The organism is Caulobacter sp. FW305-C-30-S16 (genome assembly GCF_058783025.1).
This window is the reverse complement of the sequence record NZ_JBYSYH010000001.1, coordinates 73,454-99,761: the sequence shown is the minus strand read 5'-3', so window position 1 is coordinate 99,761 and position 26,308 is coordinate 73,454. Positions and strand designations below refer to the sequence as shown.

Below are 26,308 nucleotides of genomic sequence, written 5' to 3'. Positions count from 1 at the left end.
CAGCGAGCGCGGCGCCGTGGCCATCTGGTTTGCGGTCATGGCCCTGCCGACCGCTGTGCTGGCCTTCGGCCTGATCGATGTCAGCCGCGCCAGCGTCGAGAAGCGCCAACTGCAGGACGCGCTCGATGCGGCGACCCTGATGGCCGCCCGGTCGACCTCCACCACCGACGGCCAGATGCAGGCGATCGGCGCGCCGGCCCTGGTCGCGCAGCTCTCGGGCGTCAGCGACGCCACCATCACCAGCTCCAGCTTCAAGATCGTCGGCACCAAGGTGACCGGCACGGCGACGGCTTCCGTGGTTCCCGTCATCGCCAACCTCTGGCTTCAGGGCAACATGACCATCGGCGCGGAGTCGGAGGTGGCCCGGTCCTCGACAAACCTCGAAGTGTCGATCGTGCTCGACATCACCGGGTCGATGAGGGGTCAGAAGCTGACGGACCTGAAGACCGCCGCCAAGGACCTGATCGATCTGGTCGTGTCTGACGTCCAGACGCCCTTCTATTCCAAGGCGGCCCTGGTGCCCTTCGAGGTCGGCGTCAATCTGGGCAGCTATGCCGCAAGCGGGCGTGGCGCGATCGCCGCGGCCAAGTCGGTGACCGGCGCCTCCTGGATGACCGGAAGCAGCAAGAACATCACGGCGATCAACAGGAACAACCCTGTTCGGGTGACGTCCAACGCCCACGGCTTCAACAATGGCGACGTTGTCTGGATCAGCGGCGTCAACGGCATGACCCAGCTGAACAACCGGGCCTTCGTCGTCACGGGACGCCAGACCAATACCTTCCAGCTGCAGGGCGTGAACGGCTCCAGCTACAGCAGCTACAGCTCGGGCGGGACCATCCGGAAGTGTCAGGTGTCGGACTGCGGCATCGTGATCACCGCGAACGGGCACGGCTTCAACAACGGCGACAAGGTCTATTTCACCGGCGTCGGCGGCATGACCCAGCTGAACGACACCGCCTTCACGGTCGCCAACAAGACGACCAACACCTTCTCGCTGTCCGGTGTGAACGGCGCCAGCTACGGGACCTACAGCTCGGGGGGCTCGGTCTGGTGCCTTGTCGCCGGCTGCAAATATTACCAGCTGACGGACAACAACGGCGACGTCCGGCAGTTCGAGATCACCACCTGCGCGACCGAGCGCATCGGCACAGACGCCTATCTGGACACCGCGCCGGGCGGCTCTCCTGTGGGCAAGATGTACACGCCCGGCGGAACCGGTTGTCCGGCGGCGACCATCTTCCCCCTCTCGACTGACAAGACCGCGCTGAAGGCGGCGATCACCGACCTTGATGACGGCGGTGCGACCGCCGGTCAGATCGGGGCGGCCTGGGGCTGGTACATGCTGTCGCCGAACTTCGCCTCGCTGTGGGCGAGCGCCAGCCAGCCGGCCGCCTACACCGCGACCGACGTGCTGAAGGTTCTGATCTTCATGACCGACGGTGATTTCAACACCGCGTACTGCAACAACGTGCTGAGCAAGGATTCCAACGGCAGCGACGACAAGCAGATCAACTGCAACGCCACCAACGGTGATCCGACGACCCAGGCGCAGGCGATCTGTACGGCGGCCAAGGCCAAAGGCGTCGTGATCTATACCGTCGGCTTCCAGGTCGGCAGCGGATCGACGGCGGAGGCCTTCATCAAGGCCTGCGCGACGGACGCCGACCACGTTTACCTGCCGTCGAGCGGATCGCTGCTGAAGGACGCCTTCGCGGCCATCGGTCGCGACATCACCAAGCTGCGGTTGTCCCGCTAGACCGGCGGGCCTCGTCCGGAAACGGGCGGGGCCGACCGGCCCGTCGCGACAGCGGCCCGGGTCAGGCGCTGAGCGCGTCGTTGTCGGGAATGACCTGGGCGCAGGCTTCAGCCAGCGCGCCGAACAGGGCCTCGGCCGAGACTGGCTTGCTCAGATGCCCGTCGGCGCCGGCGGCCATCGAGGCCGCAACGTGCTCGGGCAGGGCGTTGGCGGAAAGCGCCCAGATCGGCGTCGAGGGACGGCCGCCCGCGCCTTCCGCCGCGCGGATGGCGCGGATGGCGGTCAGGCCGTCCATCACCGGCATCTGCATATCCATCAGGATCAGATCGAATGAAGCGACGGCGGCGGCCTCGACCGCCTCGGCGCCGTTCTCGACACAGGTCAGCTCGACGCCGGAACCGTCGAACAGCAGCTCGACGACCCTGCGGTTGACCGCGTGATCCTCGGCCAGCAGCACGCGCGGGGCCCGCCCGTCAGACGGTTCGAACAGCGCGGCCTGCGAATTTTCCTTCAGGTCGCCGGCCCAGCGTTCGAGCTCGACGGTGAGCACGAAGCGCGATCCCTCGCCCGGCGTCGACTGCGCCTCCAGCGTGCCGCCCATGGCCTCGGCCAGGGCGCGCGAGATGGCCAGGCCCAGACCCGTGCCGCCGAAGCGGCGGGTGATCGAGCCGTCAGCCTGTTCAAAGCGCTCGAACAGACGGTCCCGCACGTCCGCGCCGAACCCGATCCCGCTGTCGACGACCGCGATGACCAGCCGACCGTCGTGATCCATCGCCGCTTCGAGGCCGACGCCGCCGCGGCGGGTGAACTTGATCGCATTGGACAGCAGGTTGCACAGGATCTGGCGCAGGCGCACGGCGTCGCCGACGAAGGCGCTGTCCGCGCTGGCCCCGATCGCCAGGGAAAAGCTGAGGTCCTTTTCGGCCGCGTTGGCGCGGAAGAGGGATGCGGCCGACCGCAGGCAGTCGCCGAGATCGAAGGGCTCGGGCTTCAACTCAAGCCGGCCCGACTCGATGCGCGCGATATCCAGAACGTCGGCCAGGATGGCTTCAAGCGTCTGGCCCGACGTCTGGATCAGGCTGACCATCTCGGTCTGGGCCGGGCTGAGGTCGGTCCGCGCCAGCGCGGAGGCCACGCCCATCACGCCGTTCAGGGGCGTGCGGATTTCGTGGCTCATGTTGGCCAGGAACTCGCTCTTGGCGCGGTTGGCCGCCTCGGCCAGGTCGCGCGCCCGGACGGTGGCGGCCTCGACATGCTTGCGGCTGGTGATGTTCTTGAGCACCCCGAGGACGCCGTCGACGCGGCCGTCTTCGCCGATCAGCAGTTCGGAGGCCGAGAAGGCCCAGACTTCCCGGCCATCTGGCCGGTTCATGCGGTACTCGGTGCGGAACGGCTCGCCGGTGGCCATGCAGTGGTTCCAGTGCGCCTGCGCTTCCTCGCGGTCGTCGGGGTGCACCGTCACCCACATGTCGCGCGCGACGTCGTCGTAGCTGAGGCCGCCCTCGAAAAAGGTGTCGGCCGCCCCGTCCACCTTCAGGGTCTTGTCGCGATAGTTGACCTCGTAGACCAGCACCTCGGCGATCTCGAGCGCGAGCTTGAGCCGGCTCTCGGACCGCTGTGCGCGCTGCAGCGTCTCGACCACGTCGGTGATGTCGTGGCTCATGGTGATGATGCCGCCGATCTTTCCGTCGCTGTCCCGCCACGGGCAGATCGTCGCCCGCAGCCAGCGATCGGGGCGCGTGGCGCTGGGCACCAGGATCCTGTCGGTCGTGATCGTCTCGCCCGCGAGGCAATTCCGGTAGAAATGTTCGAGCTGCGGAAAGGACTTCGGGAACAGCTCGGCCATCGGCCGGCCGATGGCCTCCTCGGCCGGAACGCCCTTTTCCTCCTCCCAGTGCTCATTGACGAAGACATAGCGAAGGTCGCGATCAGCCATGCCCAGGGCGACCGGAGAGGAGTGCATCACCGCGTCCTTCAGCGCGACCGCCGCGCGGGAGGCGATCCTGGCCTGTTCCGCCAGGCGGCCGGCGCGGGAGCGTTCTATGGCCTCGGCGAGCAGGGCCGCCAGATCGACGAGTGTGGCGACTATCGCCTCATCGCGAGGCCTCTGGTCCCTGAACAGCAGGCAGAGAGCGCCCAGCTTGACGCCGTCGGCCACCACCACGGGGGCGTTGACGTAGCTTCGCGCGAATGGCCAGCCGACCACCCACGGGTGGTTGCTCCATTCTTCGGCGAGGTCGGGGTCCCACAGGGGCTGAAGTTCGTCCAGGTGGCGGGCGGTGGCGGAATCCGCCAGATCGCCGACGTGCTCGGGCAGACCGTCGAAGCCGGAGTTCCAGACATGGTCTTCCTCGACAAGCACCACATAGGCGTGGTCGGCGCCGGATGCGCGCTTGGCCAGCCTCGCGACCCGGTCGATGACCGGGCGCAGCGCATCAACGTCCAGGGACCTGACTTCCGCAACCCGCTCGGCGTCTGAAGGCGCCATGCCGTTCCCCTCTATGCCTCGCGCGTCATGGTGAAAGCGCAGGGTTAATTCGGGGTGACCTCAGGCCGTGCTCAGAGGAGCTTTATCTCCTTCAGGCGCTGCATCAGAAAATCGTCGGCGGTCAGGGGTTCGGGATAGCGGTCCGGATTCTCCGGGGTCGCGCAGCCGGGCAGGGTGCTGATTTCGTAGTCCGGCGCGAAATGCAGGAAGAACGGCGTCGAGTAGCGGGCGAAGGCGCGCCGTTCCGGCGGCGGGTTGACCACCTGGTGGATCGTTGAGGGCAGGACATGGTTGGTGGCCCGCTCCAGCATGTCGCCGATGTTGCAGACCAGGCAGCCCGGCGGCGGGTTGATCGGCAGCCACTGGCCGTCACGATCCTTGACCTGCAGCCCGCCTTCCTCGGCGCCCAGCAGCAGGGTGATGGCGTTGATGTCGCCGTGCGCGCCGGCCCGCACGCCGGTCGCGTCGGCCGGGATCGGCGGGTAGTGCAGCAGCCGGAGGATGCTGTTGCCCTCGCGCACGGCCTCGTCGAACTGGTGACGCGGCAGGTTCAGGTAGGCGGCGATGGCCTGCAGCACCTTCGCGCCCATGGAATCGAGCGCGTTGTAGAGCCAGGCGACCTTGTCATGGAAATCGTCGATCTCGGCGGGCCAGACGTTCGGCGGCATCTGTGGCGCGTAGCGATGGCCGGGCGCCAGGTCGCGGCCCATGTGCCAGAACTCTTTCAGGTCGTGGTGTGTCGCGCCCTTGGCGGTCTCGATCCCGAACGGAATGTAGCCGCGCTGGCCGCCCTTTCCGACGGCGTACTGCTTCTTGACCGCGTCCGGCAGCGCGAAGAAGCGCTTGGCCGCGTCGATGGCGGCGTCGATCTTCGCCTGGTCGAGATCGTAGTCGCTGATCGCGGCGAAGCCGTAGCGTTTGAAACTGTCGCCCAGCGCCTTCGAAAAGGCCTCGAAGTCGGCTTCGTAGAGCGAGAACGGGACGGGCTCGATCGCGGATCGGGTCTGGGCGGCGTCGGTCATGGCGACCCTTTTACACCCGCCGCGACGCCCGCGCACCTGACCTGAATCAAGCCGGGGCGGGGGAGCGCGGAACCACCACGGGCGCGGGACGTTTGGGCCGCACAATCACACCGGAGCCACCCATGCTGAGACCCTCGGCGCTTGCCGCCTGCCTGCTCGCCGCCGCCCTGGGCGCCTGCACGACGATCGACCCCGACACGGGCGAGACCGTGCGCAACAATGCGGGCACCGGCGCGATCGCCGGCGCCGTCGGCGGCGCCCTGCTGGGCTACCTGACCAACACCAGCGATGGCGAGCAGGGCCGCAAGAACGCGCTGCTCGGGGCCGGCATCGGCGCGCTCGGCGGCGCGGCCGTCGGCGGCTACATGGATCGCCAGCAGGCAGAGCTTCGCCAGGAGCTGCAGGGCACGGGCGTCAGCGTCATCCGCGACGGCGACAACCTCGTTCTGAACATGCCGAGCGACGTGACCTTCGGCGTCGATCGTTCCGACATCCAGCCGCAGTTCGTGCGGGTGCTCGACGGCGTGGCGACGATTCTGAACCGTTATCCGCAGACGCTGGTCGATGTGATCGGTCACGCCGATTCCACGGGTGACGACAGCTACAACCAGGCGCTCTCCGAGCGTCGCGCCAGTTCTGTGGCGATGTTCCTGACCGACCGCAGCCGCGTGCTGCCGGGACGCCTGTTCGTCCAGGGCCGCGGCGAAAGCCAGCCGGCGGCCAGCAACGAGACGGCCGAGGGCCGCGCCGAGAACCGGCGCGTCGAGATCGTGCTGCGGCCGTTCCGCGGCTGACGCGTCAGGCGGGCCGGGCGGGACCGTCCTGCTCGGCCGCCTCGCGCTGGTCCTCGTCGCGGCCGCTGGGATCCCAGCCGTCCGCGGCGCCGGGCTTCATCGTTGCGAGGTCGGCGGCCAGCAGGCGGTCCATGGTCTGGGACGCGTCGCGCGACGCCAGCATGTAGGCCTCGGTCTGGCCCCACATCGGTCGCAGCTCCTCGAACGTGCGCAGATCGTGCCGGCGGAAGTAGTCGGCCGCCCGGTGCGCGCGGTGGGCGCGGAATCCGAGCGACTTGAGCGCCCTCACGCCCATCGCCAGCGCGCCTTCGAAGGTCTCTCGTTCCACCGCGTCGGCCCCGTTCGCCAGCATGTCGTAGGCGTGCCGCCGGTCGAAGGCGCGGGCGAGGATCGTCAGGTGCGGGAAGGCTTCCCGCGCGCGCTCGACCAGTTCCGCCGCCTTCTCCTGGTCGTCGATCGCCACAATCAGCATCCGGGCCCGCTCGGCGCCGGCCTGCCGCAGCAGGTCCAGACGCGTGGCGTCGCCATAGTGCACACGTCGGCCGAAGCGCCGCAGCAGGTCGATCATCTCGATGTCGGCGTCCAGCACGGTCGACTTGAAGCCGTTGGCCATCAACAGGCGCCCCGTGACCTGACCGAACCGGCCGAAGCCGGCGATGATGATGTCCGGCTCGGCGTCTTCCTCCTCGAAGGTAGGATCGGCGATGCTCTCGGTCGGGTTCTTGCGGTCGAGGAAGGTCAGGATCTTCTCGTAGACGATGATCGTCAGCGGGGTCATCGCCATCGAGACGGCCACCACCGCGGTCAACAGGTCCGCCAGCGGCTGGCTGATCACCCCCGCGCCGACCGTGAAGGTCAGCAGGACGAAGGCGAACTCGCCGCCCTGGGCCAGGGCCACCGCCACGGTCGCCGCCAGCCGGTTAGAGGCTCCGCCAACCCGCGCCAGGGCGAACAGCACGACGAACTTCAACGCCATCAGGCCCAGCACCAGCCCGATCAGCAGCAGCGGTTCGCGCAGGATCAGGTTGAAGTCGATGGTCGCGCCGACGGTGATGAAGAACAGTCCCAGCAGCAGGCCGCGGAATGGCTCGATGTCGGTTTCCAGCTCGCGCCGGAACTCGCTCTCGGCCAGCACCACGCCGGCCAGGAAGGCGCCGAGCGCCGGCGACAGGCCGACGATCTGCATCAGCAGGGCCACGCCGACCACGATCAGCAGCGAGGTGGCCGTGAAGATCTCGCGCAGGCGTGACTGGGCGATGAAGCGGAACACCGGCCGCACCACGAACCGGCCGCCGCCGACGACCGCTCCCACGGCCGCCAGCACCGCCAGCGCCTGCATCCAGGCGGGCAGGTCGGCGATCAGGCTGGTCGTATGGGTGTCGGAGGTCAGCTGAACCGGTCCGGTCGCGAGCAGCGGCAGCAGGGCGAACAGCGGGATGATCGCCAGGTCCTGCAGCAGCAGCACCCCGAAGGCCGCCCGGCCGACGGGACCCTGTCGCAACCCCTTCTCGTCGAGGGTCTGCAGCACGATCGCCGTCGAGGACATCGCCAGCACGAGGCCGGCCGCCAGCGCCGTCGGCCAGGGCAGTCCGAAGATCATGCTGGCGCCGGCGATGGCCAGGGCCGTGGCCACGACCTGCGCGCCGCCGAGGCCGAAGATGGTCTTGCGCATCGACCAGAGCAGGGCGGGGCGCACCTCCAGCCCGATCAGGAACAACAGGATCACCACGCCGAACTCGGCGAAGGCCATGACGTCCTCGGCCTCGCCCGTCAGGTTGAGCGCGAAGGGGCCGATCAGGGCGCCGGCGATCAGGTAGCCGAGCACCGAGCCGAGCCCGAGCTTCTTGGCCGCCGCCACGGTGACGACGCCCGCGGCCAGATAGACCAGCGCCTGGGTCAGGAAGTCGCCGTGCATCAGACGGTCTCCCGCGCGCCGGCCGCCAGGCCTTCGAGACGGACCCGGTAGCGGTCGGCCTCGCCCTGGATGTGGGCGTCGTCCTTCAGCCGGGCGCCGTGGACGACGTAGGGATTTTCCCAGGTCATGCCGCAGAGGGCCGCGGTCTGCTCCAGCGGACGCAGGAACTCCTCCATCGTGAAGCGGTTGTAGCCGCGCTTGTGATAGGCCTGCGCCGGGCCGCCGGTGGTGCAGGCGACGAACAACTGCTTGCCCTTCAGCCGGTCGCCGCCCTTGCCGTAGGCAAAGCCGTGCAGCCAGACGAGGTCCAGCCACTCCTTCATCAGGGCAGGCGTCGAGTACCAGTACATCGGGAACTGCAGTGCGATCACCTGGTGCGCCAGAAGCTTCCGCTGCTCGGCCTCCACATCGATCACGAAGTCCGGGTAGGTCTCATAGAGGTCGTGGAACCGCACGCCGGCGGCGTCCCGCGCCGCGCCGGCCAGCACCGTGTTGGCGCGCGAGCGCTCCAGCGCCGGATGGGCGAAGACAACCAGCACCGAGGGTTCGCGGCCTTCAGGCTCCATGATAGCGTTCCGGACTGGATCTCATGTTATTCACCAAGGGTTGAATTTCTCGCCGGATCGGGCGAGAGGGGCCGACCATTTCGAGCGGAGCGATCATGGCGGACAAGGTTCGCAAGGACGCCGTCGAGGCCCTGTCGGGGCTTCTGTTTGACGGCATGACCATCATGGCGGGGGGCTTCGGGCTCTGCGGCATTCCCGAAAACCTGATCGCGGCGATCCGCGAGAGCGGCGTCAAGGACCTCACGGTCGTCTCCAACAATTGCGGCGTCGACGGGTTCGGCCTCGGCATCCTGCTGGAGACCCGTCAGATCCGGAAGATGATCAGCTCCTATGTGGGGGAGAACAAGCTGTTCGAACAGCTCTACCTCTCCGGAGAACTGGAACTGGAGTTCAACCCCCAGGGCACCCTGGCCGAGCGCATCCGCGCCGGCGGCGCCGGGATCCCGGCCTTCTTCACGAAAACCGGCGTGGGCACGCTGGTGGCCGAGGGCAAGGAAGTCCGCGAATTCGACGGCGAGGCCTATGTGATGGAGCGCGGCCTCGTCGCCGACCTGTCGATCGTCAAGGCCTGGAAGGGCGATGCCGAGGGCAACCTCGTCTATCGAAAGACCGCCCGGAACTTCAATCCGATGATGGCCACCGCCGGCAAGGCGACCGTGGTCGAGATCGAGGAGATGGTCGCCATCGGCGCGCTCGACAAGGACCACATCCACACGCCGGGCATCTACGTTGACCGCCTGTTCAAGGGCGCCGTCTTCGAGAAGCGCATCGAGCGCGTCACCACCCGCGTCAAGGAAGCCGTCTGATGGCCTGGACCCGCGAAGACATGGCCGCCCGCGCGGCCCGGGAGCTCAAGGACGGCTTCTACGTCAATCTGGGCATCGGCATCCCGACGCTCGTGGCCAACTACATCCCCGAGGGGATGCATGTGACGCTGCAGAGCGAGAACGGCATGCTCGGCATGGGCCCGTTCCCCTATGAGGGCGAGGAAGACGCCGACCTGATCAACGCCGGCAAGCAGACCATCACCGAGCTCGACTCCAGCTCCTATTTCTCGTCCGCCGACAGCTTCGCCATGATCCGCGGCGGCCATATCGCCCTGTCGATCCTGGGCGGGATGCAGGTGGCCGAGAACGGCGACCTGGCCAACTGGATGGTGCCCGGAAAGATGGTCAAGGGCATGGGCGGGGCGATGGACCTGGTCGCCGGCGTCAAGCGCGTGGTGGTGGTTATGGACCACTGCGAAAAGACCGGCGCGCCCAAGCTGCTCACCCGCTGCAACCTGCCGCTGACCGGCGCCGGCGTGGTCGATCTGCTGATCACCGAGCTGGGCGTGTTCGAGATCAACCGCGGCAAGACGCCGGTGCGTCTGATCGAACTGGCGCCCGGCGTGACGGTGGACGAGGTGAAGGCGAAGACCGAGGCCGCGTTCACGGTCGCCGTCTAGTTCCCTCACGGGCAGTTGTGCGACAGTGACTTGCCCCGGCGTGGGGGCGCGCCATCTTGCAGCCCATGAACATCATGCGCTTCCTGGCGGTCATCGCCGCATCGTTCGCCGTGTCGGCGGCCACCGGCGCCGCCCGGGCCGCACCGACTCTCGAAACAGCCTGGTTCGCCGGCGGCTGCTTCTGGTGCCTCGAGCACGACATGGCGAAGATCCCCGGCGTCGTTGACGCCGTGTCCGGTTACGCCGGCGGGGATCTGCAGAACCCGACCTACGAGAACCACGAGGGCCATCGCGAGGCTGTGCGGGTGACCTACGATCCGGCGCGGATCAGCTATCGGCAGCTGGTCGACCGGTTTTGGCCGCTGGTCGACGTGACCGACGCGGGCGGCCAGTTCTGCGACCGCGGCCCGCAATATTCGACCGCCGTCTGGGTCGCCACCGAGGCGCAGCGGCAGGCGGCCGAGGCCTCGAAGGCCGCTGCGGCCGCCCGGTTGAAAGGGCGGACGATCGTCACGCCGATCCTGCGCTACATCTCGTTCTGGAAGGCCGAGGGCTATCATCAGGACTACGCCGCGAAAAACCCGGTGCGCTACGCCTACTATCGGGCGTCCTGCGGCCGCGACGCGCGGGTGAAGGCGGTCTGGGGCCGGTAGGCCCGCTGCCTAGTCGCGGTTCGCCACCGGCCTGAGGCCTTCGCCGAGGATCAGCGTCTGGCGACGGCGGCAGCGGTGGGCGTAGGCCTTCTCGTCGTCACGATAGCGCACAGCGCATTTGATGCTGAGGACCTGGTGCAGGATCCCCGCCGTCCGGCTCCTGTCGAAGTCGGCGACGATCCGTTCCGCCTGGAGGCCTTCCAGACTGACCACCAGCACCCGGCGGCCGAGCGCCGGCGTCAGGGGTGCGGTCGCTTCGGCCTGGTTGCCCGCATGGCTGCGCCGCAGCCAGATGGTCAGTGGCGGGGCGTCCGGGGCGCCGATGTAGTCGCGGCCGTAGTAGGACAGGGCGTTGAACAGGAAACGGTCGTCCACCGCGATGGCCGACAGTCCGCCGTTGAGGTTCTCGAGTTGCGCCCGCTGGTTCACCTGCTTGGCCATCTGCTCCCAGCCGCGCACGCGCTTGATGTCATTGGACCGGCCCAGGGCGTCGACGACCTCCGGTCTGGCGACCGCCACCAGCATGAAGGCCGCGAGCGCCGCCTGAACGCCGAGGCCGCCGATCGCCCACCATTTGGCCCGCCAGCGCATCAGCAGGGCCGCCGTCAGCACCGCCCCGGCGACATAGGCGCTGGCCGCCCAGTTGTCGTTGGCCCGCGACAGCAGCGCGCCGAGCGTCACCACCGCCAGCGGCGGGACGACGAAGCACAGCAGCAGCAGGTCCTGCGGCAGCAGCCTCCGGCGCCAGGCCAGCACCGCCGCGCCGCCGATCAGGACGCCGAACGGTACGGGCCCGAAGACGCCGAACTGGCCGCCGATGAAGCTCAGCATCTCCTCGGGATTGAACAGCTCGCCGCCGAGGTTGGCGTTGGAGGCCGTGTGTCCGACCGTGGCGAATCCGTGATTGGCGTTCCAGATCAGGTTGGGCGTCAGCACCAGGATAAACGCGCCCAGGGCGAGGGCGGCGGTCTTCAGGTCCCAGGCCCGGCGCGCGTCCTTCGACAGCGCGAGATGCAGCCCGATGGCGATCAGGGCGTAGAGCGCCGCGTACTTCGACAGCATGGCGAGGCCGAGGGCCGCGCCGAGGGCGGCTGCGGGCGCCAGCCGGCGCTCGCCGGGCTGCAGCGAGACGTAGGCCAGCAGCGCGAGCGACAGGAAGCAGAGCAGGGGCGCGTCGGTCGCCATGATGAAGGACGACAGCGCCACGCCCGGCATCAGCAGGTAGACGGCCGCCGCCAGCACGCCTGTCCATGCGTCGAACAGCTTGCGGCCGATAGCGAAGAGCGCGAAGCCGGCGACGCCGTGGAACAGCGGCGCGGAGAACCGTACCCAGGGCTCGGCGTCGCCGCCGACGGCGGTGGTCGCCCAGATCGCCCAGGCGATCATCGGCGGCTTGGAGAAGTAGCCGAAGTCGAGCGTGCGCGACCACAGCCAGTACTGGGCTTCCTCCGGGTTCAGCTCCAGCGGGCTGGCGAAGAGGGCCGCAAGGCGCAGAACCGTCAGCACAAGGACAAGTGTCACGGCGACCCGCAGCGGGCGGCTGCTGTCGAGGGCGGGCGAGGGATCGACGGTGGCGTTCAGGGTCATGGGCGAGGGGGACGCTGGCCCGCGTCATGGACCCTGTAAAGGCGATCCATGCCCAAAGGTGTCGCAATCTTGCGACAAACCGGCCCAAAAACGCCACGATCCTTAACGTCGCCTTGCTTCACCGGGACTCCGCTCTAGACTATCGAGCAGGCGTTCAAGACTCATTCGGGCATCGTCACCTTAGCTTCGCATTGGCGCGCTATTTCGTGTGACTGGTACCCGGGCCGGGTCTTTTTTCAGGTTTCAAACCGGCGTCGGGATGAGAGGGGATACTCACACTATGACCAAGAACAAGCTCGCCTTTGTGGCGACGTCCGCGCTCGTGGGCAGCATGATGCTGGCCTCGACCGCCTATGCGCAATCCACCGGCACCACCGAAGTTGAAGCCGTCGTCATCACCGCGACCGCCGGCCAACCGAACATCGACGGCGTGATCACCGCCGAATCGGCCCCCAAGGCGAAGGCCACGATCGACCAGGAGTTCATCGCGACCCAGCCGACCGGTCAGACGATCCTTCAGTCGCTGAACCTGACCCCGGGCCTGAACTTCACCAACAACGACCCGTACGGCTCGTCGGGCGGCAACGTCCGCCTTCGCGGCTTTGACGGCCCGCGCATTTCGCTGACGTTCGACGGCATTCCGCTGAACGACACCGGCAACTACGCGATCTACACGAACCAGCAGCTCGACCCGGAACTGATCTCCAAGGCCAGCGTCAACATGGGCACCACGGACGTGGACAGCCCGACGGCCTCGGCGACGGGCGGCACGATCAACTACACCAGCCGCAAGCCGGGTGGCGACATGGGCCTGATGCTCAACGGCGCCGCCGGCAGCTTCAACTATCGTCGCGTGTTCGGCCTGGTCGACACCGGCGAGATCGGCCCGTGGGGCACGACCGCCTACCTGGCCGGTTCGTACCAGAAGTACGACAAGTTCAAGGGTCCGGGCGACCTCGAGAAGTGGCAGATCAACGGCAAGATCTATCAGCCGCTGGGCGACAACGGCGATTTCTTCTCGCTGGCGTTCCACTACAACGAGAACCGCAACAACTTCTACCGCACCACGACGATCTCCACGTTCCTGCTGAACGGCGCGGACTACGACAACAACGCCGCCTATCTGCCGATCGTCTCGACGCCCGTCGTCCTGCCGAACACCGGCGACGTTGACGCCGATCCGGCCGACAACTCGAACTACTACGGCCTGCGGATCAACCCGTCGAACACCGGCAACATCCGGGAACAGGCGAAGTTCACGCTCTCCGACACGCTGACCTTCACGCTCGACTCCGCCTTCCAGTACACCCTGGCCAACGGCGGCGGCAGCACGACCCTGAGCGAAGTCGGCACCCTGGGCCAGCAGAACACCGTCTTCGGCACGACCGGCGCGGTGGCCTGCGGCGTTGGCGGCGTGGCCGGCACGGGCTTCGACCTGAACAAGGACGGCGACTGCCGTGACACGTTCGTGCGCTTCTACTCGCCGAGCAACACCAACACCCGTCGCTTCACGGTGGCCGGCTCGCTGATCTGGGAGCCGAACGACAACAACACCTTCCGCATCGCCTACACCTTCGACCGCGGACGTCACCGTCAGACGGGCGAATACGGCAACATCTCGGCCAGCGGTGATCCGCTCGACGTGTTCGGCGGCAAGGACGGCAACGGCGCCAAGGTGCTGAACGCCGACGGCTACTTCTTCCGCAGCCGCGACCGTCTGTCCTACGCCATCCTGAACCAGCTGTCGGCCGACTGGCGCGGCAACTTCATGGACGACACCCTGTTCGTGACGGTCGGCCTGCGGGCGCCGGTGTTCAAGCGTGAGCTGAACCAGTACTGCCTGACGCAGAACGGCGCCAACACGGTGCTCTGCACCAGCCAGCCGGTCTACGCCAACGTCGACACCGACCTGACGACCGCCGGTCTCCAGGCGTCGGCCAACCTGGTCACCCTGACCAACGTGGCGATCGCGGCGTCCGGCACGACCCGGTACGTCCGTCCGTTCGAGGCGGAAGCCGAGTACAAGGACGTTCTGCCGAACGTCGGCGTCTCCTACGTCCTGGCGCCGGGTCACACGGTCTTCCTCAGCTACGCCGAAGGCCTGTCCGCGCCGCGCACCGACAACCTCTACACCGTCGGTGTGGCGAATGCGGTGTCGAGCACGAACCCGATCCTGAACATCCCGACCGTTTCGGCGACCGCTCCGGTCGTCATCTCGGACGTGGATCCGGAAACCAGCCAGGCCTGGGATCTGGGCTATCGCTTCCGCTCGCCGACGATGATCATCTCGACGGCCCTGTGGTCGAACAACTTCCAGAACCGCATCGTGTCGTCGTTCGATCCGGACCTCGGCTACAACGTCGACCGCAACGTCGGCGACGTGAAGCTCTGGGGTATCGACGCCCAGGCCGGCTGGACCCCGACTGATACCTTCAGCCTCTACGCGTCGGTCAGCTACACCAGCGCTGAACTGCAGGACGATCTGCAGCTCGGCCGGTCGACGATCATCGTCGCGCCCGCGCTGACCCCGGCCAACACGCCGACGTACCTGCCCACCAAGGGCAAGACGTTGGTGGAAACGCCGGAGTGGATGTTCACGGGCCGCGCCCAATGGCGCGTGACCGAAGACTTCACCGTCGGCTTCCAGGGCAAGCACGTCGGCGACCGTTACACGACGGACGTCAACGACGAGCAGTCGCCGGGCTACAACGTGTTCGACATGGACCTGCGCTACGACCTGCCCTTCGGCGCTGAAGGTACGTCGCTGCAGCTCAACGTCACGAACATCTTCGACGAAGAGTACTACGCCAACATCAGCTCGGGCACGAACGCGAAGACCATCGCGCGGATCAACCCGGAACTGGACCAGACGGCGATCTCGCGTAACCCCAACACGGCTTTTGTCAGCATCGGCGCGCCGCGCACGATCCAGCTGAGCCTGCGTACCCGCTTCTAGTTCGAAGCAACCACGACTAAACGGGAGGGGCGGCCTGAGCGATCAGGCCGCCCCTTTTCGTTTGGGCGACACTTGACGCAACCTCCAGCCAGGGCCACTTCCCCCGCCGCATGAGCACCCCTCTCGTTCCCGCTGAATGGTCTCCGCACCGCGCCATGTGGCTCGGCTTCCCCAGCCATGCCGATCTGTGGCTCGAGAACCTCGAAGGCGCCCAGGACGAGGTCGCCGCCCTGGCCCGCGCCCTGGCCGGTCCGGGCGAGGAGCGCGTCCGGCTGATGGTCTGCGGCGACGACGCCGAGGCCGCCGCCCGTGCGCGGCTGGGCGACGTCGCCGGCGTCGAGATCGTCCGCGCACTGTTCGGCGATATCTGGGTGCGAGACACCGGCCCGATCTTTCGCAGCGACGGCCGCGCCGCCGGCTTCCGCTTCAACGGCTGGGGCGGCAAGTACGAGCTCGAGGGCGATGACCAGGTCGCCGCCCAGATCGCCGCCGCCTCCGGCGCGCCGCTGGACGCCAACGGCTTCATCCTCGAGGGCGGCGCCGTCGAGCACGATGGCCTGGGCACGCTGCTGACCACCCGCCAGTGCGTGCTGAACGCCAACCGCAACGCCGGCTGGACCGAAGAGGCCGCGGGCGCGGCGCTCGGCCAGGCGCTCGGCGCCCGCAAGGTGCTGTGGCTGGGCGACGGCCTTCGCAACGACCACACCGACGGCCATGTCGACAACCTGGCGCGGTTCGTCGCGCCGGGCGTGGTCGCCTGTCCGATCGCCTGGGGCAAGGCCGACCCCAACGCCAACCTCTACGACCAGACCGCCCGCGACCTGTCGCAGATGACCGACGCCCGCGGTGGCCAGCTGCAGGTCATGCGCATTCCCTCGCCGGGCTGGATCGACGGCGACGGCGGCCCCGCGCCGGCCAGCCATATGAACTTCATCATCGCCAACGGCGCGGTGATCGTGCCGCTCTACGACGATGCCAAGGCCGGCGCCTTCGCCGTCGACGCGGTGCAGAGCCTGTTCCCCGAGCGCAAGGCGATCGGCCTGCCGTCCACCGCCATCCTGACCGGCGGCGGCTCGTTCCACTGCATCACCCAGCAGGAGCCCGCCTGATGGCCCGGACGCTCAGCCTCGCGGCGATCCAGACCAGCTACGGCATGGATCTGGACGCCAACATCCGGAAGACCGAGGGGTTCATCCGCCAGGCCGCCGCGGCGGGGGCGCAGGTGATCCTGCCGTCGGAGCTGTTCCAGGGTCCCTACTTCTGCGTGGCGCAGGAGGAGCGCTGGTTCGCGCAGGCCCATCCCTGGCGCGAGCATCCCTGTGTGAAGGCCCTGGCCCCGCTGGCCGGCGAACTGGGCGTGGTGATCCCGATCTCGATCTTCGAGAAGGAGGGGCCCCACTACTTCAACAGTCTGGTGATGGCCGACGCCGACGGCGCGCTGCTGGGCGTCTATCGCAAGAGCCACATCCCTGACGGCCCCGGCTATCAGGAGAAGTACTACTTCCGGCCGGGCGACACCGGCTTCCGCGTCTGGGACACCAAACACGGCCGCATCGGCGTCGGCATCTGCTGGGACCAGTGGTACCCCGAGTGCGCGCGGGCCATGGCGCTGATGGGCGCCGAGGCGCTGCTCTATCCCACCGCCATCGGCAGCGAGCCGCATGACGCGTCGCTCGACACGGCCCTGCCCTGGCGGCGGGCGATGCAGGGGCACGCGGTCAGCAACATCATCCCGGTGGTCGGGGCCAACCGCATCGGCTTCGAGCCCTGGGACGGCTATCCCAACGGCGGCCAGCGCTTCTATGGCTCGTCGTTCATCGCCGACCATCGCGGCGACCTGGTCTCCGAGCTGGGACGCGACGACGAGGGGCTGGTGCAGACCACCGTCGATCTGGACTTTCTCGCCACCCACCGCGCCGCCTGGGGCTTCTTCCGTGACCGCCGGCCGGATCTTTACGGCGCGCTGGCGAGCCCCCGTCCGGCATGATCAAGACCCCGCGCCTGATCCTGCGAAGCTGGCGCGAGGAAGACCTTGAGCCGTTCGCGGCGCTGAACGCCGATCCAGAGGTCATGCGATATTTCCCCTCGACCCTCTCGCGGGCCGAAAGCGACGCCCTGGCGGCCCGGTACCAGTCGCACATCGACCAGCACAGCTTTGGCCGCTGGGCGATTGAACGCCGCGAGGACGGCGCCTTCCTGGGCCACTCCGGGCCGATGACGATGTCGCCGCCAGTCCCGCTGTCGCCGGGCGCCGAGATGGGCTGGCGACTGGCGCGCGCCGCCTGGGGACGGGGCTACGCCACCGAGGCGTCGCAGGCTGCGATGGACGTCTGCTTCGAGCACATCGGCCTGGAGCGGATCGTCGCCTTCACCTCGACGACCAACCTGCCCTCACAGGCGGTGATGGCGCGGCTGGGCATGACGCGCCGGGCGGATCTCGACTTCGATCATCCGAACGTCCCGGAAGGTCAAATTCTGCGCCGGCACCTGGTCTGGTCGCAGGACGCCCCCTGATTGCCTTGTCAGCCGCCGCAGCCTTCCGCCGCCGGCGCCGTGGCCAGTTCGGCGCGGGCGGTTTCGAGGTCCGTCAGGAACTCGGGATTGGCGTGCAGCGCCGCCACGGTCGCCGAGGCCATGGTCTGGCCGGCGGTGATGTCGCTGGCGTAGTGCAGGCCGCAGATGACGCGGTTCTCGCCGAACTCGCGACCCCGGACCAGCACTGACGAAGCCCTGGCCGGATAGAGCTCGGCCAGCACCAGCGCCCAGGCCCAGCCCGCCGCGGCGTTGCTGGAGGCATAGGAACTGTTGGTTTTCATCCAGTCCTCACGGGCGACGCACAGCGGGGCGTCGTCATGGCCGACCATCGGCCGGGGCCGGTTGAAGGTGGACTTCAGGACCGCGACGCTCCGGGCCGCATCCATCACCATCCGGTCCATCATCCGCGACAGCGTCGGGGTGTCCTTCACGGTGATCGCCTTGCCGATGGCGCAGGCGAAGCTGGCGTGGGCGACATCGCCGAACAGGTCTGCGTCGAGCGCGGCCTGCTTCCACCGGGCAGAGCCTTCCAGAGCACGGCTCGACAGGAAGTAAGCGCGTTCGGCGGCGGCTTCGGGCGAGTCCTCGGCCGGTGGACCGCCGACAATCACCAGCGGGTCAGGCACGGCCTCCGGCGCCAGATAGCCGGTCGGACGTGGCTCCTGCGCCGAGGCGGTCAGCGCCAGGGCGAGGGTGACGAGCGCGCCCGCCGCAAAGGTCCGCATGCCGATCATCCTGAGCCTCCAGCGCCCTTGGGCGCCGACCGCAGTCAGGGATCACTCGATCATCGTCAAGCTGAAAACGCCGCGCCGCCCTTGACGACTCGATATGTTATTTCATAACACTTTGAGACTGTCGATTTCCCCGGGGTCCTGTGATGTCCTGCCGTCTTCTCCTGCTTTCCGCCGCCAGCGGCTTGACCCTGTTCGCCGCGACGCAGGCCTCCGCGGCCGAGGCGGACCCGAATACCGTGGCTGAGGTGACCGTTACGGCCGCGCCCTATGCCGTGTCCCTCGACTCGGTCGCCACCAGCGTCAACGTGGTCGGCCGCGAAGAGCTCGACCGCGCGCCGGCGGTGGGCCTCGGCGACATTCTCAACGGGCTGCCCGGACTGCGGTCGACCTTCTATGGTCCCGGCGCCAGCCGCCCGGTGATCCGGGGGCTTTCCGGGCCGCGGGTGCTGATCCTGCAGAATGGCGTGGGTCTGGTGGACGCCAGCTCCCTGTCTCCTGATCACGCCGTGGCCTCGGAGCCGGGCGAGGCGTCGCGGATCGAGGTGCTGCGCGGTCCCTCGACCCTCGCCTATGGCGGTTCGGCGATCGGCGGCGTGGTCAATGTGATCGACGACCGGATCCCCGCCCGCCCGGCGTCCGACGGTCCGGAAGGCCGGATCGCCGCCGCCGCCGGGTCGGGCGACGACAGCTACTCCCTGTCCGCCAGCCTCAAGGCCGGCGCCGGGCCCTGGGTCTTCGCGGCCGACGCGGTGAAGCGCGAAAGCGGCGACTACAGCGTGCCGGTGAATCCTGTGTCCGACCGCCTCGCCGCGACCGAAGGCGTGACGCCCCTGGGCGACCGTGTGGTCAGGAACACCGACGTCTCGATGCTGGCCTATGGCGCGGGCGTCTCCTGGATCGGTGACGACGGCTACGTCGGCGTTTCCGCCAAGCGCACCGAGACGCAATACGGCGTGCCGTACGAGCAGATCGTCATCGTCGGTCCGCCGCCGGCCGAGGGCCCGGTCTACATCGATCTCAAGCAGACCCGCCTCGACGCGCGCGGCGAGTCGGCGGTGTCGCTGGGGCTGTTCGACCGGGCGCGGTTCTCGGTCGGCTACGCGGACTATGAGCATGCGGAGATCGAGGTCGCCACCGGTGCGGTCGGCACGCGCTTCCTGTCCAAGGGAACCGAGGGCCGGGTCGAACTGGTGCAGGCCGAGCGCGACGGCTGGCAGGGCGCCGTCGGCGTCCAGGGCCTGGTGCGCAGCTTCGAGGCGATCGGCGATGAGGCCTTCATCCCGCCGACCGACATCGACGAGGTCGGCGTTTTCGTGCTGCAGCGACTGGATCGAGACGCCTGGGGCGTCGAGGGCGGTCTGCGGCTGGACCGTCGCGGACTCGACGCCCGCCTGACCGGTCGTCCGACCAGCGACGCCGCGACCGTCTACGGCATCGACTGGTCGACGACCGCATCCAGTCAGGAGTTCAGCAACGTCTCGGCCTCGGCGGCGGTGTTCTGGCGGCCGGCGACCGACTGGTTCCTGGGCTTCAGCGTTTCGCGCAACGGCCGCGCGCCGACCGAGTTCGAACTGTACGCCGATGGCCCGCACGCCGGGACCGGCTCCTACGAGGTCGGCGATCCGACCCTGGAGTCCGAGAGAGTCACCTCCTACGAGGTCAGCTTGCGTTGGACCGGTTCCGGGCGAGCCGAGCTGCACCTGTTCACCGCCCGCTATGACGGCTTCATCCAGGAGCTGCCGACCGGCCTGCTGGCGGAGGATGACGGCACGATCAGCCTGACCGGTGAGCTGCCGGTGTTCCGCTACAGCCAGACAGACGCGACCTTCACCGGGATCGAGTTCGAGGCTTCGCACGACCTCTGGCGCGACGGCGGTCGGTCGGTTTCCGTCGAGGGCGTGTTCGATACGGTGCGCGGTAAAACCGGCCTCGGGACGCCCGCCCGCATCCCGTCCTGGTCGGCGACGGCCCGCCTGGTGTGGAAGGGCGAGCGCACCGACGGCCAGATCGAGCTGCGTCAGATCGGCGACCAGGACCGCGTCGCCGCCTTCGAGCTGCCGACCGACGGCTATACGCTGGTCAACGTCCAGGCGGGCTTCAAGCCCTTCGAGGACCGGGACCTCACCCTGTTCGTCGAGGGTCGCAACCTGGGTGATGTCGAGGCGCGCGAGCATACCTCGTTCCTGAAGGACATCGCGCCCCTTCCGGGCCGGACGATCCGCGCCGGCCTGAGCTGGGCGTTCTAGCCTGGCGCCGGGGACATGTACCGAAGGTACGTGTCCCCTAAACCAGCAGCTCGATTGGGGGACACGTACCTTCGGTACATGTCCCCGGCCGCCTACCCCAGAACCGTCTTGCCGTTCCTGACCACGGTGACGCCGCGCGACTTCACGCGCGCCTCGAACGAGACGACGTCGCCGTCCTTCCACATGTCGACGGTGATCGTCTCGCCGGGGAACACCGGGCTGGAGAACCGAACCTGGTGGCTTTTGATCTTCGCCGGGTCGAAGCCGCAGTACTCCTGAAGCACCGCCCGGCAGGTGACGCCGTAGGTGCAGAGGCCATGCAGGATCGGGCGGGGGAAGCCGGCCGCCGCGGCGATCTTCGGGTCCGAATGCAGCGGGTTGCGGTCGCCGCTGAGCCGGTAGATCAGCGCCTGGTCCGGCCGGGTCGCAATGTCGACCGAGAGGTCCGGCGCGCGGGTCGGCACCTCGTGCGGCTCGGGCGCGCCGTCCGACGGCCCGCCGAAGTTGCCGTCGCCCCGGGCGAAGGTCGATCCGGTCAGGGTGGCGATCTTCTCGCCGGTTTTCGCATCCGCCAGCACGGTCTCGTTGTAGATAACCGCGCCCTTGTCGCCCTTGTCGTAGGCGCCGACGACCCGGCTGGTGGCCAGGATCGAGGCTTCGGTCGGCAAGGGCTTGTGGAATTCGACCTTCTGCTCGCCGTGCACGACCAGCAGAAAGTTGATGCCCATCTTGCCGATGCCCGGACCAGCGCCCCAGGCGACGGTGGTGGCCTGGGTCGGCACGGCCTTGAGGCCGCTTTCATAGACAAACGGGAGCTCGTCCGCGTTCATGGGGTCCGACCCCATGCCGATGCCCAGCGCGTAGAGCATGGTGTCCTTCTCGGTCCAGGCGAACGGCTGGGGCTCGCTGGTCAGGGCCAGAATCTCGGGGTAGGCGATAGGCATGGACGTCTCCCGGGGTTTTCTTCTTGCCGTGATTGAAGCGCGTTGACGTTGGGGACCGCAAGACGGGAGCTCGCATTGCCGGGTTCCGTTTGTTCAGCTAGAAGCGCCCGCTCATCTTCATCGCGGACGTAACCCGGCCGCAGCTTCAAGAGTCCCGAATGGAAAAGACCCAGGACGTCATCGGCCCCATCAGCGGCAACATCCTTTTCTACACGACGCCCGAGCCCCTCAGCAAAGACATGCATGGCGGTCTGGGCGTGCAGCGTATGGAAAAGCCGTTCGGCTTCGCGATGAAGGGCCATGTCGTGCCGCTGACCGTCGCGGAGTTCACCTTCGCCGCGATCAGCTACCCGATCATCTTCGCCGGCCCGGAAAACATGCCGCTGGCGGTCATGGGCATCAACACCGACGAGAACCTCTTCATCAATGAAGACGGTTCGTTCGTCGCGGGCGGTTACGTGCCGGCCTACATCCGCCGCTACCCGTTCGTGCTGGCCGCCGACGAGGCGCAACAGCGCATGGTCGTCTGCATCGAGCGCAACGCCTCGATCTTCACCGATCGCAAGAAGGCCGACCTGCCGCTGTTCGACGACGCGGGCGAGCCGTCGGAATACACCCAGAACGCCATCAAGTTCTGCGAGGACTTCGAAGGCGAACGCCGCCGCACCGACTCGTTCGTCAAGCTGTTGAAGGACCTCGACCTGTTCGAGCAGCGCGAGTCGATCTTCAACATGCCGAAGGAAGACGGCACGTTCGAGCCGGTGAAGCTCGCCGAGTACTTCGCCGTGTCGGAAGCCAAGCTGAACGCCCTGTCGGGCGAGCAACTGGCCCAGCTGCGCGACAACGGCGCGCTGGAAAAGATCTACAACCACCTGACGTCGCTGATCGGCTGGGACCGTCTGGTCGCCATCGCCAGCGAACGCGCTCTCAAGCGGGATCAGGCCGCCGCCTGATCCGGCACGGACCGCGGCCGCTCCGGCGGTCGCGGTCGAATGCCTGCCGGTTGCTCTGGCCGGCGAACACCCTACCGCGCGAAGACGCTTCGCGTGAGGCAGGAGAAGACGAGGCGCCCGGCCTCGTCGAGCAGGTCATGCTGGGCGATGATGATGCCCTTGTCATCGCCTACCGGGTCCTTGCCCATCACCGTCATCCGCCCGCGGAGCAGTTCTCCGACCGGGGGATTGCGCGCCCAGCGCAGGGCATCGACGCCCAGCCGCTTGGTCTGCGGCCAGTCTGACGAAGCGTGCTCCTCGAGCCGCGACCAGAGGGCGTAGACCATCGCGTCCGGCGCCCCGCGCTCGACGCCCCAGCCGGGCGCGAAGGCGCGGATGAAGGCCTCCAGCGCCTGGGCGTCGACCGCCACGGCGCCGAGATTGACCACCTGGCCGATCGAGATCTCGTCAAAGCTGGAGGGCATCAGGCGGCGGGCTCCGGAGAGATGCGGATGAGCAGCTTGCCGTCGTGGTCGCCGGTGAACAGCCGCTTCACCGCCTCGGCGGCGTTTTCCAGTCCGTCCACGGCGTGGGCCTTCCACTTGATCTGGCCGCCCAGCACCCAGGGCGCCAGCTCCGCCAGGGCTTCTCCGGCGCGGGGGATGTAGTCGATGACGATGAAGCCCTTGATCAGGATCCGCCGCATCAGCACCCGGGCGAAGTCGCTGGGGCCGGGCACGTCGCCGGTGGCGTTGTAGGTGCTGATCATGCCGCAGAGCGGCATGCGGCTGAAGTTGTTCATCCGGGCGATCACCGCGTCCATGATCTCGCCGCCGACGTTCTCGAAGTTCACGTCGATGCCGTTCGGGCAGAGCCGGTCGAGCGCCGCGCCGACGTCCTCGTTCTTGTAGTCGATGGCCCCGTCGAACCCGAGGTCGCGGGTCAGCCAGGCACACTTCTCGGGGCCGCCGGCGATGCCGATGACGCGGGCGCCCTTCAGCTTGGCGATCTGGCCGGCGATGGAGCCCACAGCTCCGGCGGCGGCGGAGACGACCACCGTCTCGCCCGGCTGCGGCTTGCCGATGTCGACCATGCCGAACCAGGCGGTCAGGCCGGTCGCGCCGAGCACGCTCATGAAGGCCGTCAGCGAAACGCCCGGCAGCATCGGGACCGGATTGACGGCGCCCTCATGGGCGATCGAGTAGCTCTGCCAGCCCGACAGGCCGGCGTTGACCACTGTCCCGACCGGAAAACGGTCCGAGCGGCTGACCTCGACCACGCCGATGGTCCCGCCGCGCATCACGTCCCCGACCTCGACCGGCGGCAGGTACTGGTCCTGGTCGCTCATCCAGATGCGGTTGGTCGGATCCAGCGACAGGTAGACGTTGCGGATCAGCAGTTCGCCGGGCTCCAGATCGCGGAGCGGACGTTCAACGAACTCAAGGTCGCCCGGCGCGATATCGCCCACAGGCCGTTTCTTCAGAATCCAGGCGCGATTGACCGGCATCTCATCCCTCATTGACTGGCCTCGATCATGGCGGTCCCGCCGCCGTTGTCGAGGGGCCCCTCAGGGCCATATAGCTGGATCATGCGACTGACCACGTTTCTTGCCTTGCTGCTGGCCCTGACCGCGGCGCCCGCGCTCGCCGCGCCGGTGAACACGGGTCACATCAAGGCGGAACTCGTCGCCCAGGAGGCGGCCGTCCCGGGCGGGACGGTCTATGTCGCCCTGCGCCAGGATATCGACGCGGGCTGGCACACCTACTGGCGAAATCCCGGCGACTCGGGAGAGCCGACGCGGATCACCTGGACGTTGCCGGCCGGCTGGAAGGCCGGCGAGATCGTCTGGCCGACCCCGACGCGCCAGCAGATCGGCCCGCTGATGAACTATGGCTACAGCGGCGATGTGCTGTTGCCGACCCCGATCGAGGTTCCGGCCTCGGCGAAGCCCGGACAGACGGTGAAGGTGTCCGCGCAGGTCCTGTTCCTCGTCTGCGCCGACATCTGCATCCCCGAGGAAGCGCTGCTGACCCTCGATCTGCCGATCGCCGCCACCCCGCAGCCTGACGCGACCTGGAACGGGCGTATCGCCCGGGTTCTGGCGGACGCGCCGAAGCCGGCCGGGCTTTCCGCGACCTTCTCGGTCGAGGGCGCCAAGCTCTCGCTCGCCGTGACGGGCGCCCCGCTGGAGGGCGCCGACGTCTCCGGGGCCTGGTTCTTTCCCTTCAGCGGCACGGCGATCGAGCACGCCAGACCCCAGATCATCGAGCGCGGGCCGCGCGGCCTGACCCTCGCCTTGCCGGCGGGCGCCGACTTCGCCCAAGGCTCGGCTCCGACGACCCTTGAGGGCGTGCTGGCGCTGTCCGGCGTGGCCTATGAGATCAGCGCCACCGCGGGCGCTGCGCCTCCGGGCGCGGCCGGGCTCGGACCGCCGGCCGCCCCTGCGTCGGACAGCGGAAGCCCCGGCCTGGCCGTCTCCATCCTGTTCGCGCTGCTCGGCGGGTTGCTCCTGAACCTGATGCCCTGCGTTTTCCCGATCCTGTCGATGAAGGCGGCGGCGCTCGCCGGCCATGCCCATGAGGCGCGTGCCGCGCGCCGGCAGGGGCTGGCGTATCTCGCCGGCGTCCTGGCGACCTTCCTGGCGCTGGCCGGCGCCCTGATCGCCCTGAAGGCGGCCGGCGCTGCCGTGGGCTGGGGCTTCCAGTTGCAGTCTCCCGCCGTGGTGGCCGCCCTGGCGGCCCTGATGCTGCTGGTGGCGCTGAACCTGTCCGGCGTGTTCGAGGTCGGCGCCGCGCTGCAGGGCGTCGGCGGCAAGCTGGCGGACGGCCGGCGCGGCCTGACCGGCAGCTTCATGACCGGCGTCCTGGCGGTCGTGGTGGCCGCGCCCTGCACGGCGCCCTTCATGGGTCCGGCCATGGGGTTCGCCCTGACCCAGAGCGCCGGGGTCTCGCTGCTGATCTTCGCGGCCCTCGGCCTGGGACTCGCGGCCCCGTTCGTAGCCCTGTCCTTCGCGCCGCCCCTGCTCAGGCTGCTCCCCCGGCCGGGCGCGTGGATGGAGACGCTGCGCAACCTGCTGGCCTTCCCGATGTACGGGACGGCGGCCTGGCTGATCTGGGTGCTGGCCCAGCAGACGGGACCGGCAGGCCTTGCGCTCGGTCTCGCCGCCGCGGTGGTCGCCGCCTTCGCCGCCTGGCTGTTCGGCCAGGCCCAGCGCCGCGAGCGCGCGCGCGTCACGCGCTGGATCGCGGCGGTGATGCTGCTGGCGACCGGCGGCCTGATCTACGGCCTGGTGCTGGTTCCCCCGCACGCGTCGGCCTCCGCACCCGCGCCGGACCCGAAGCGCGCGGCGGCCGCCGATCTGCCGTCAGAGGCCTGGTCGTCCGAGCGGGTCGCCGCCCTCCGCGCCGAGGGCCGGCCGGTGTTCGTCAACTTCACCGCCGCCTGGTGCGTCACCTGCCAGGTCAACGAGCAGGTCGCCCTGTCGACCACGACGGTGGCGGAGGCTCTGAAGAGCAGCGGCGCAGTCTATCTGAAGGCGGACTGGACCAATCGCGACGCGGCCATTGCCGGCGCCCTCGCCGAGCACGGCCGGGCCGGCGTCCCGCTGTATCTGGTGTACGGATCGGACGGCGGGCCGCCGGTCATCCTGCCTCAGTTGTTGACGGCGGGACTGGTGGCGGAGTCGCTGGCCAGGGCCGCTGTTCCGCCTGCCGACGGCTGACGGTCCGCT

At 68.4% G+C, this 26,308-nt stretch carries 21 protein-coding genes; 12 read left to right on the top strand and 9 right to left on the bottom strand.

Annotated elements, in window-relative coordinates; all coding sequences use genetic code 11:
• The first annotated feature begins 16 nt into the window (after positions 1–16).
• Positions 17–1,759 carry a ubiquitin-activating E1 FCCH domain-containing protein gene (locus tag AC3WJT_RS00455; RefSeq protein WP_492341094.1) on the top strand — a complete coding sequence of 581 codons (1,743 nt, stop codon included), beginning with the start codon at positions 17–19 and terminating at the stop codon, positions 1,757–1,759.
• A 61-nt stretch (positions 1,760–1,820) separates the two neighbouring features.
• Here the strand turns inward: AC3WJT_RS00455 and AC3WJT_RS00450 are convergent, their stop codons facing one another.
• Positions 1,821–4,247 (bottom strand): PAS domain-containing protein, encoded by a 2,427-nt coding sequence (locus AC3WJT_RS00450; protein ID WP_492341093.1) that lies wholly within the window; start codon positions 4,245–4,247, stop codon positions 1,821–1,823.
• A 71-nt stretch (positions 4,248–4,318) separates the two neighbouring features.
• Positions 4,319–5,269 carry an isopenicillin N synthase family dioxygenase gene (locus AC3WJT_RS00445; RefSeq protein WP_492341092.1) on the bottom strand — a complete coding sequence of 317 codons (951 nt, stop codon included), beginning with the start codon at positions 5,267–5,269 and terminating at the stop codon, positions 4,319–4,321.
• A gap of 122 nt (positions 5,270–5,391) precedes the next feature.
• Between AC3WJT_RS00445 and AC3WJT_RS00440 the strand changes: the two genes are divergently transcribed.
• Complete coding sequence (locus AC3WJT_RS00440; RefSeq protein WP_492341091.1) at positions 5,392–6,063, top strand: YiaD family glycine zipper/OmpA-like lipoprotein; 672 nt, start codon at positions 5,392–5,394, stop codon at positions 6,061–6,063.
• A gap of 4 nt (positions 6,064–6,067) precedes the next feature.
• Here the strand turns inward: AC3WJT_RS00440 and AC3WJT_RS00435 are convergent, their stop codons facing one another.
• Together AC3WJT_RS00435 and kefF are read right to left on the bottom strand one after the other, a co-directional pair.
• On the bottom strand, positions 6,068–7,978 hold the full coding sequence (locus tag AC3WJT_RS00435) for a monovalent cation:proton antiporter-2 (CPA2) family protein (protein ID WP_492341090.1): 1,911 nt from the start codon (positions 7,976–7,978) through the stop codon (positions 6,068–6,070).
• Positions 7,978–8,544 carry a glutathione-regulated potassium-efflux system oxidoreductase KefF gene (gene kefF, locus AC3WJT_RS00430; RefSeq protein WP_492341089.1) on the bottom strand — a complete coding sequence of 189 codons (567 nt, stop codon included), beginning with the start codon at positions 8,542–8,544 and terminating at the stop codon, positions 7,978–7,980. The genes AC3WJT_RS00435 and kefF overlap by 1 nt, the downstream gene beginning before the upstream one ends.
• Before the next feature lie 95 nt (positions 8,545–8,639).
• On the opposite strand from kefF, the gene AC3WJT_RS00425 reads away from it, so the two are divergent.
• The 3 genes from AC3WJT_RS00425 to msrA all read left to right on the top strand — a co-directional run bounded on the left by AC3WJT_RS00425 (position 8,640) and on the right by msrA (position 10,644).
• Complete coding sequence (locus AC3WJT_RS00425; RefSeq protein ID WP_492341088.1) at positions 8,640–9,350, top strand: CoA transferase subunit A; 711 nt, start codon at positions 8,640–8,642, stop codon at positions 9,348–9,350.
• On the top strand, positions 9,350–9,991 hold the full coding sequence (locus AC3WJT_RS00420) for a 3-oxoacid CoA-transferase subunit B (RefSeq protein WP_492341087.1): 642 nt from the start codon (positions 9,350–9,352) through the stop codon (positions 9,989–9,991). The genes AC3WJT_RS00425 and AC3WJT_RS00420 overlap by 1 nt, the downstream gene beginning before the upstream one ends.
• 71 nt (positions 9,992–10,062) lie before the next feature.
• Positions 10,063–10,644 (top strand): peptide-methionine (S)-S-oxide reductase MsrA, encoded by a 582-nt coding sequence (gene msrA / locus AC3WJT_RS00415; RefSeq protein WP_492342345.1) that lies wholly within the window; start codon positions 10,063–10,065, stop codon positions 10,642–10,644.
• 9 nt (positions 10,645–10,653) lie between these two features.
• On the opposite strand, the gene AC3WJT_RS00410 is transcribed toward msrA, so the two are convergent.
• Positions 10,654–12,231, bottom strand: a complete 1,578-nt coding sequence (locus AC3WJT_RS00410) for an ArnT family glycosyltransferase (RefSeq protein WP_492341086.1) — start codon at positions 12,229–12,231, stop codon at positions 10,654–10,656.
• Between the two features lie 280 nt (positions 12,232–12,511).
• Here AC3WJT_RS00410 and AC3WJT_RS00405 point away from each other — a divergent pair, with 280 nt between their 5' ends.
• The 4 genes from AC3WJT_RS00405 (at position 12,512) to AC3WJT_RS00390 (ending at position 17,701) form a co-directional block, all read left to right on the top strand.
• A complete protein-coding gene (locus AC3WJT_RS00405; RefSeq protein WP_492341085.1) occupies positions 12,512–15,187 on the top strand; it encodes a TonB-dependent receptor in 2,676 nt (891 codons plus the stop codon).
• 110 nt (positions 15,188–15,297) lie between these two features.
• Entirely contained in the window at positions 15,298–16,296 is a 999-nt protein-coding gene (locus AC3WJT_RS00400; RefSeq protein ID WP_492341084.1) for an agmatine deiminase family protein, read from the top strand.
• Entirely contained in the window at positions 16,296–17,174 is an 879-nt protein-coding gene (aguB, locus tag AC3WJT_RS00395) for an N-carbamoylputrescine amidase (RefSeq protein ID WP_492341083.1), read from the top strand. Before AC3WJT_RS00400 ends, aguB begins: the two co-directional genes overlap by 1 nt.
• The gene (locus AC3WJT_RS00390) at positions 17,171–17,701 is read left to right on the top strand and encodes a GNAT family N-acetyltransferase (protein ID WP_492341082.1); all 531 of its coding nucleotides are present in this window, start codon (positions 17,171–17,173) and stop codon (positions 17,699–17,701) included. Before aguB ends, AC3WJT_RS00390 begins: the two co-directional genes overlap by 4 nt.
• Before the next feature lie 8 nt (positions 17,702–17,709).
• On the opposite strand, the gene AC3WJT_RS00385 is transcribed toward AC3WJT_RS00390, so the two are convergent.
• Positions 17,710–18,456, bottom strand: coding sequence for an acid phosphatase (locus AC3WJT_RS00385; protein ID WP_492341081.1), 747 nt, complete (start codon positions 18,454–18,456; stop codon positions 17,710–17,712).
• A gap of 143 nt (positions 18,457–18,599) precedes the next feature.
• Between AC3WJT_RS00385 and AC3WJT_RS00380 the strand changes: the two genes are divergently transcribed.
• Positions 18,600–20,702 carry a TonB-dependent receptor gene (locus AC3WJT_RS00380; protein WP_492341080.1) on the top strand — a complete coding sequence of 701 codons (2,103 nt, stop codon included), beginning with the start codon at positions 18,600–18,602 and terminating at the stop codon, positions 20,700–20,702.
• Between the two features lie 92 nt (positions 20,703–20,794).
• Here the strand turns inward: AC3WJT_RS00380 and AC3WJT_RS00375 are convergent, their stop codons facing one another.
• The gene (locus AC3WJT_RS00375; RefSeq protein ID WP_492341079.1) at positions 20,795–21,646 is read right to left on the bottom strand and encodes a MaoC/PaaZ C-terminal domain-containing protein; all 852 of its coding nucleotides are present in this window, start codon (positions 21,644–21,646) and stop codon (positions 20,795–20,797) included.
• Between the two features lie 158 nt (positions 21,647–21,804).
• Between AC3WJT_RS00375 and AC3WJT_RS00370 the strand changes: the two genes are divergently transcribed.
• Positions 21,805–22,599, top strand: coding sequence for a SapC family protein (locus AC3WJT_RS00370; RefSeq protein ID WP_492341078.1), 795 nt, complete (start codon positions 21,805–21,807; stop codon positions 22,597–22,599).
• Between the two features lie 71 nt (positions 22,600–22,670).
• Here the strand turns inward: AC3WJT_RS00370 and AC3WJT_RS00365 are convergent, their stop codons facing one another.
• A complete protein-coding gene (locus AC3WJT_RS00365; RefSeq protein WP_492341077.1) occupies positions 22,671–23,063 on the bottom strand; it encodes an acyl dehydratase in 393 nt (130 codons plus the stop codon).
• Entirely contained in the window at positions 23,063–24,085 is a 1,023-nt protein-coding gene (locus AC3WJT_RS00360; protein ID WP_492341076.1) for an NADP-dependent oxidoreductase, read from the bottom strand. Before AC3WJT_RS00360 ends, AC3WJT_RS00365 begins: the two co-directional genes overlap by 1 nt.
• Positions 24,086–24,166: 81 nt before the next feature.
• Between AC3WJT_RS00360 and AC3WJT_RS00355 the strand changes: the two genes are divergently transcribed.
• Positions 24,167–26,299: a protein-disulfide reductase DsbD family protein gene (locus AC3WJT_RS00355; RefSeq protein WP_492341075.1), complete on the top strand. Its 2,133-nt coding sequence runs from the start codon at positions 24,167–24,169 to the stop codon at positions 26,297–26,299.
• The last annotated feature ends 9 nt before the right edge of the window (positions 26,300–26,308 follow it).

Coding starts and splice junctions, on each gene's coding strand:
- AC3WJT_RS00420 (WP_492341087.1), top strand. CDS start 9,350: ATGGCCTGGACCCGCGAAGACATGGCCGCCCGCGCGGCCCGGGAGCTC.
- AC3WJT_RS00435 (WP_492341090.1), bottom strand. CDS start 7,978: ATGCACGGCGACTTCCTGACCCAGGCGCTGGTCTATCTGGCCGCGGGC.
- AC3WJT_RS00450 (WP_492341093.1), bottom strand. CDS start 4,247: ATGGCGCCTTCAGACGCCGAGCGGGTTGCGGAAGTCAGGTCCCTGGAC.
- AC3WJT_RS00385 (WP_492341081.1), bottom strand. CDS start 18,456: ATGATCGGCATGCGGACCTTTGCGGCGGGCGCGCTCGTCACCCTCGCC.
- AC3WJT_RS00370 (WP_492341078.1), top strand. CDS start 21,805: ATGGAAAAGACCCAGGACGTCATCGGCCCCATCAGCGGCAACATCCTT.
- AC3WJT_RS00440 (WP_492341091.1), top strand. CDS start 5,392: ATGCTGAGACCCTCGGCGCTTGCCGCCTGCCTGCTCGCCGCCGCCCTG.
- AC3WJT_RS00375 (WP_492341079.1), bottom strand. CDS start 21,646: ATGCCTATCGCCTACCCCGAGATTCTGGCCCTGACCAGCGAGCCCCAG.
- AC3WJT_RS00365 (WP_492341077.1), bottom strand. CDS start 23,063: ATGCCCTCCAGCTTTGACGAGATCTCGATCGGCCAGGTGGTCAATCTC.
- AC3WJT_RS00400 (WP_492341084.1), top strand. CDS start 15,298: ATGAGCACCCCTCTCGTTCCCGCTGAATGGTCTCCGCACCGCGCCATG.
- AC3WJT_RS00355 (WP_492341075.1), top strand. CDS start 24,167: ATGCGACTGACCACGTTTCTTGCCTTGCTGCTGGCCCTGACCGCGGCG.
- AC3WJT_RS00380 (WP_492341080.1), top strand. CDS start 18,600: ATGTCCTGCCGTCTTCTCCTGCTTTCCGCCGCCAGCGGCTTGACCCTG.
- AC3WJT_RS00390 (WP_492341082.1), top strand. CDS start 17,171: ATGATCAAGACCCCGCGCCTGATCCTGCGAAGCTGGCGCGAGGAAGAC.
- kefF (WP_492341089.1), bottom strand. CDS start 8,544: ATGGAGCCTGAAGGCCGCGAACCCTCGGTGCTGGTTGTCTTCGCCCAT.
- AC3WJT_RS00425 (WP_492341088.1), top strand. CDS start 8,640: ATGGCGGACAAGGTTCGCAAGGACGCCGTCGAGGCCCTGTCGGGGCTT.
- aguB (WP_492341083.1), top strand. CDS start 16,296: ATGGCCCGGACGCTCAGCCTCGCGGCGATCCAGACCAGCTACGGCATG.
- AC3WJT_RS00360 (WP_492341076.1), bottom strand. CDS start 24,085: ATGCCGGTCAATCGCGCCTGGATTCTGAAGAAACGGCCTGTGGGCGAT.
- AC3WJT_RS00410 (WP_492341086.1), bottom strand. CDS start 12,231: ATGACCCTGAACGCCACCGTCGATCCCTCGCCCGCCCTCGACAGCAGC.
- AC3WJT_RS00405 (WP_492341085.1), top strand. CDS start 12,512: ATGACCAAGAACAAGCTCGCCTTTGTGGCGACGTCCGCGCTCGTGGGC.
- AC3WJT_RS00445 (WP_492341092.1), bottom strand. CDS start 5,269: ATGACCGACGCCGCCCAGACCCGATCCGCGATCGAGCCCGTCCCGTTC.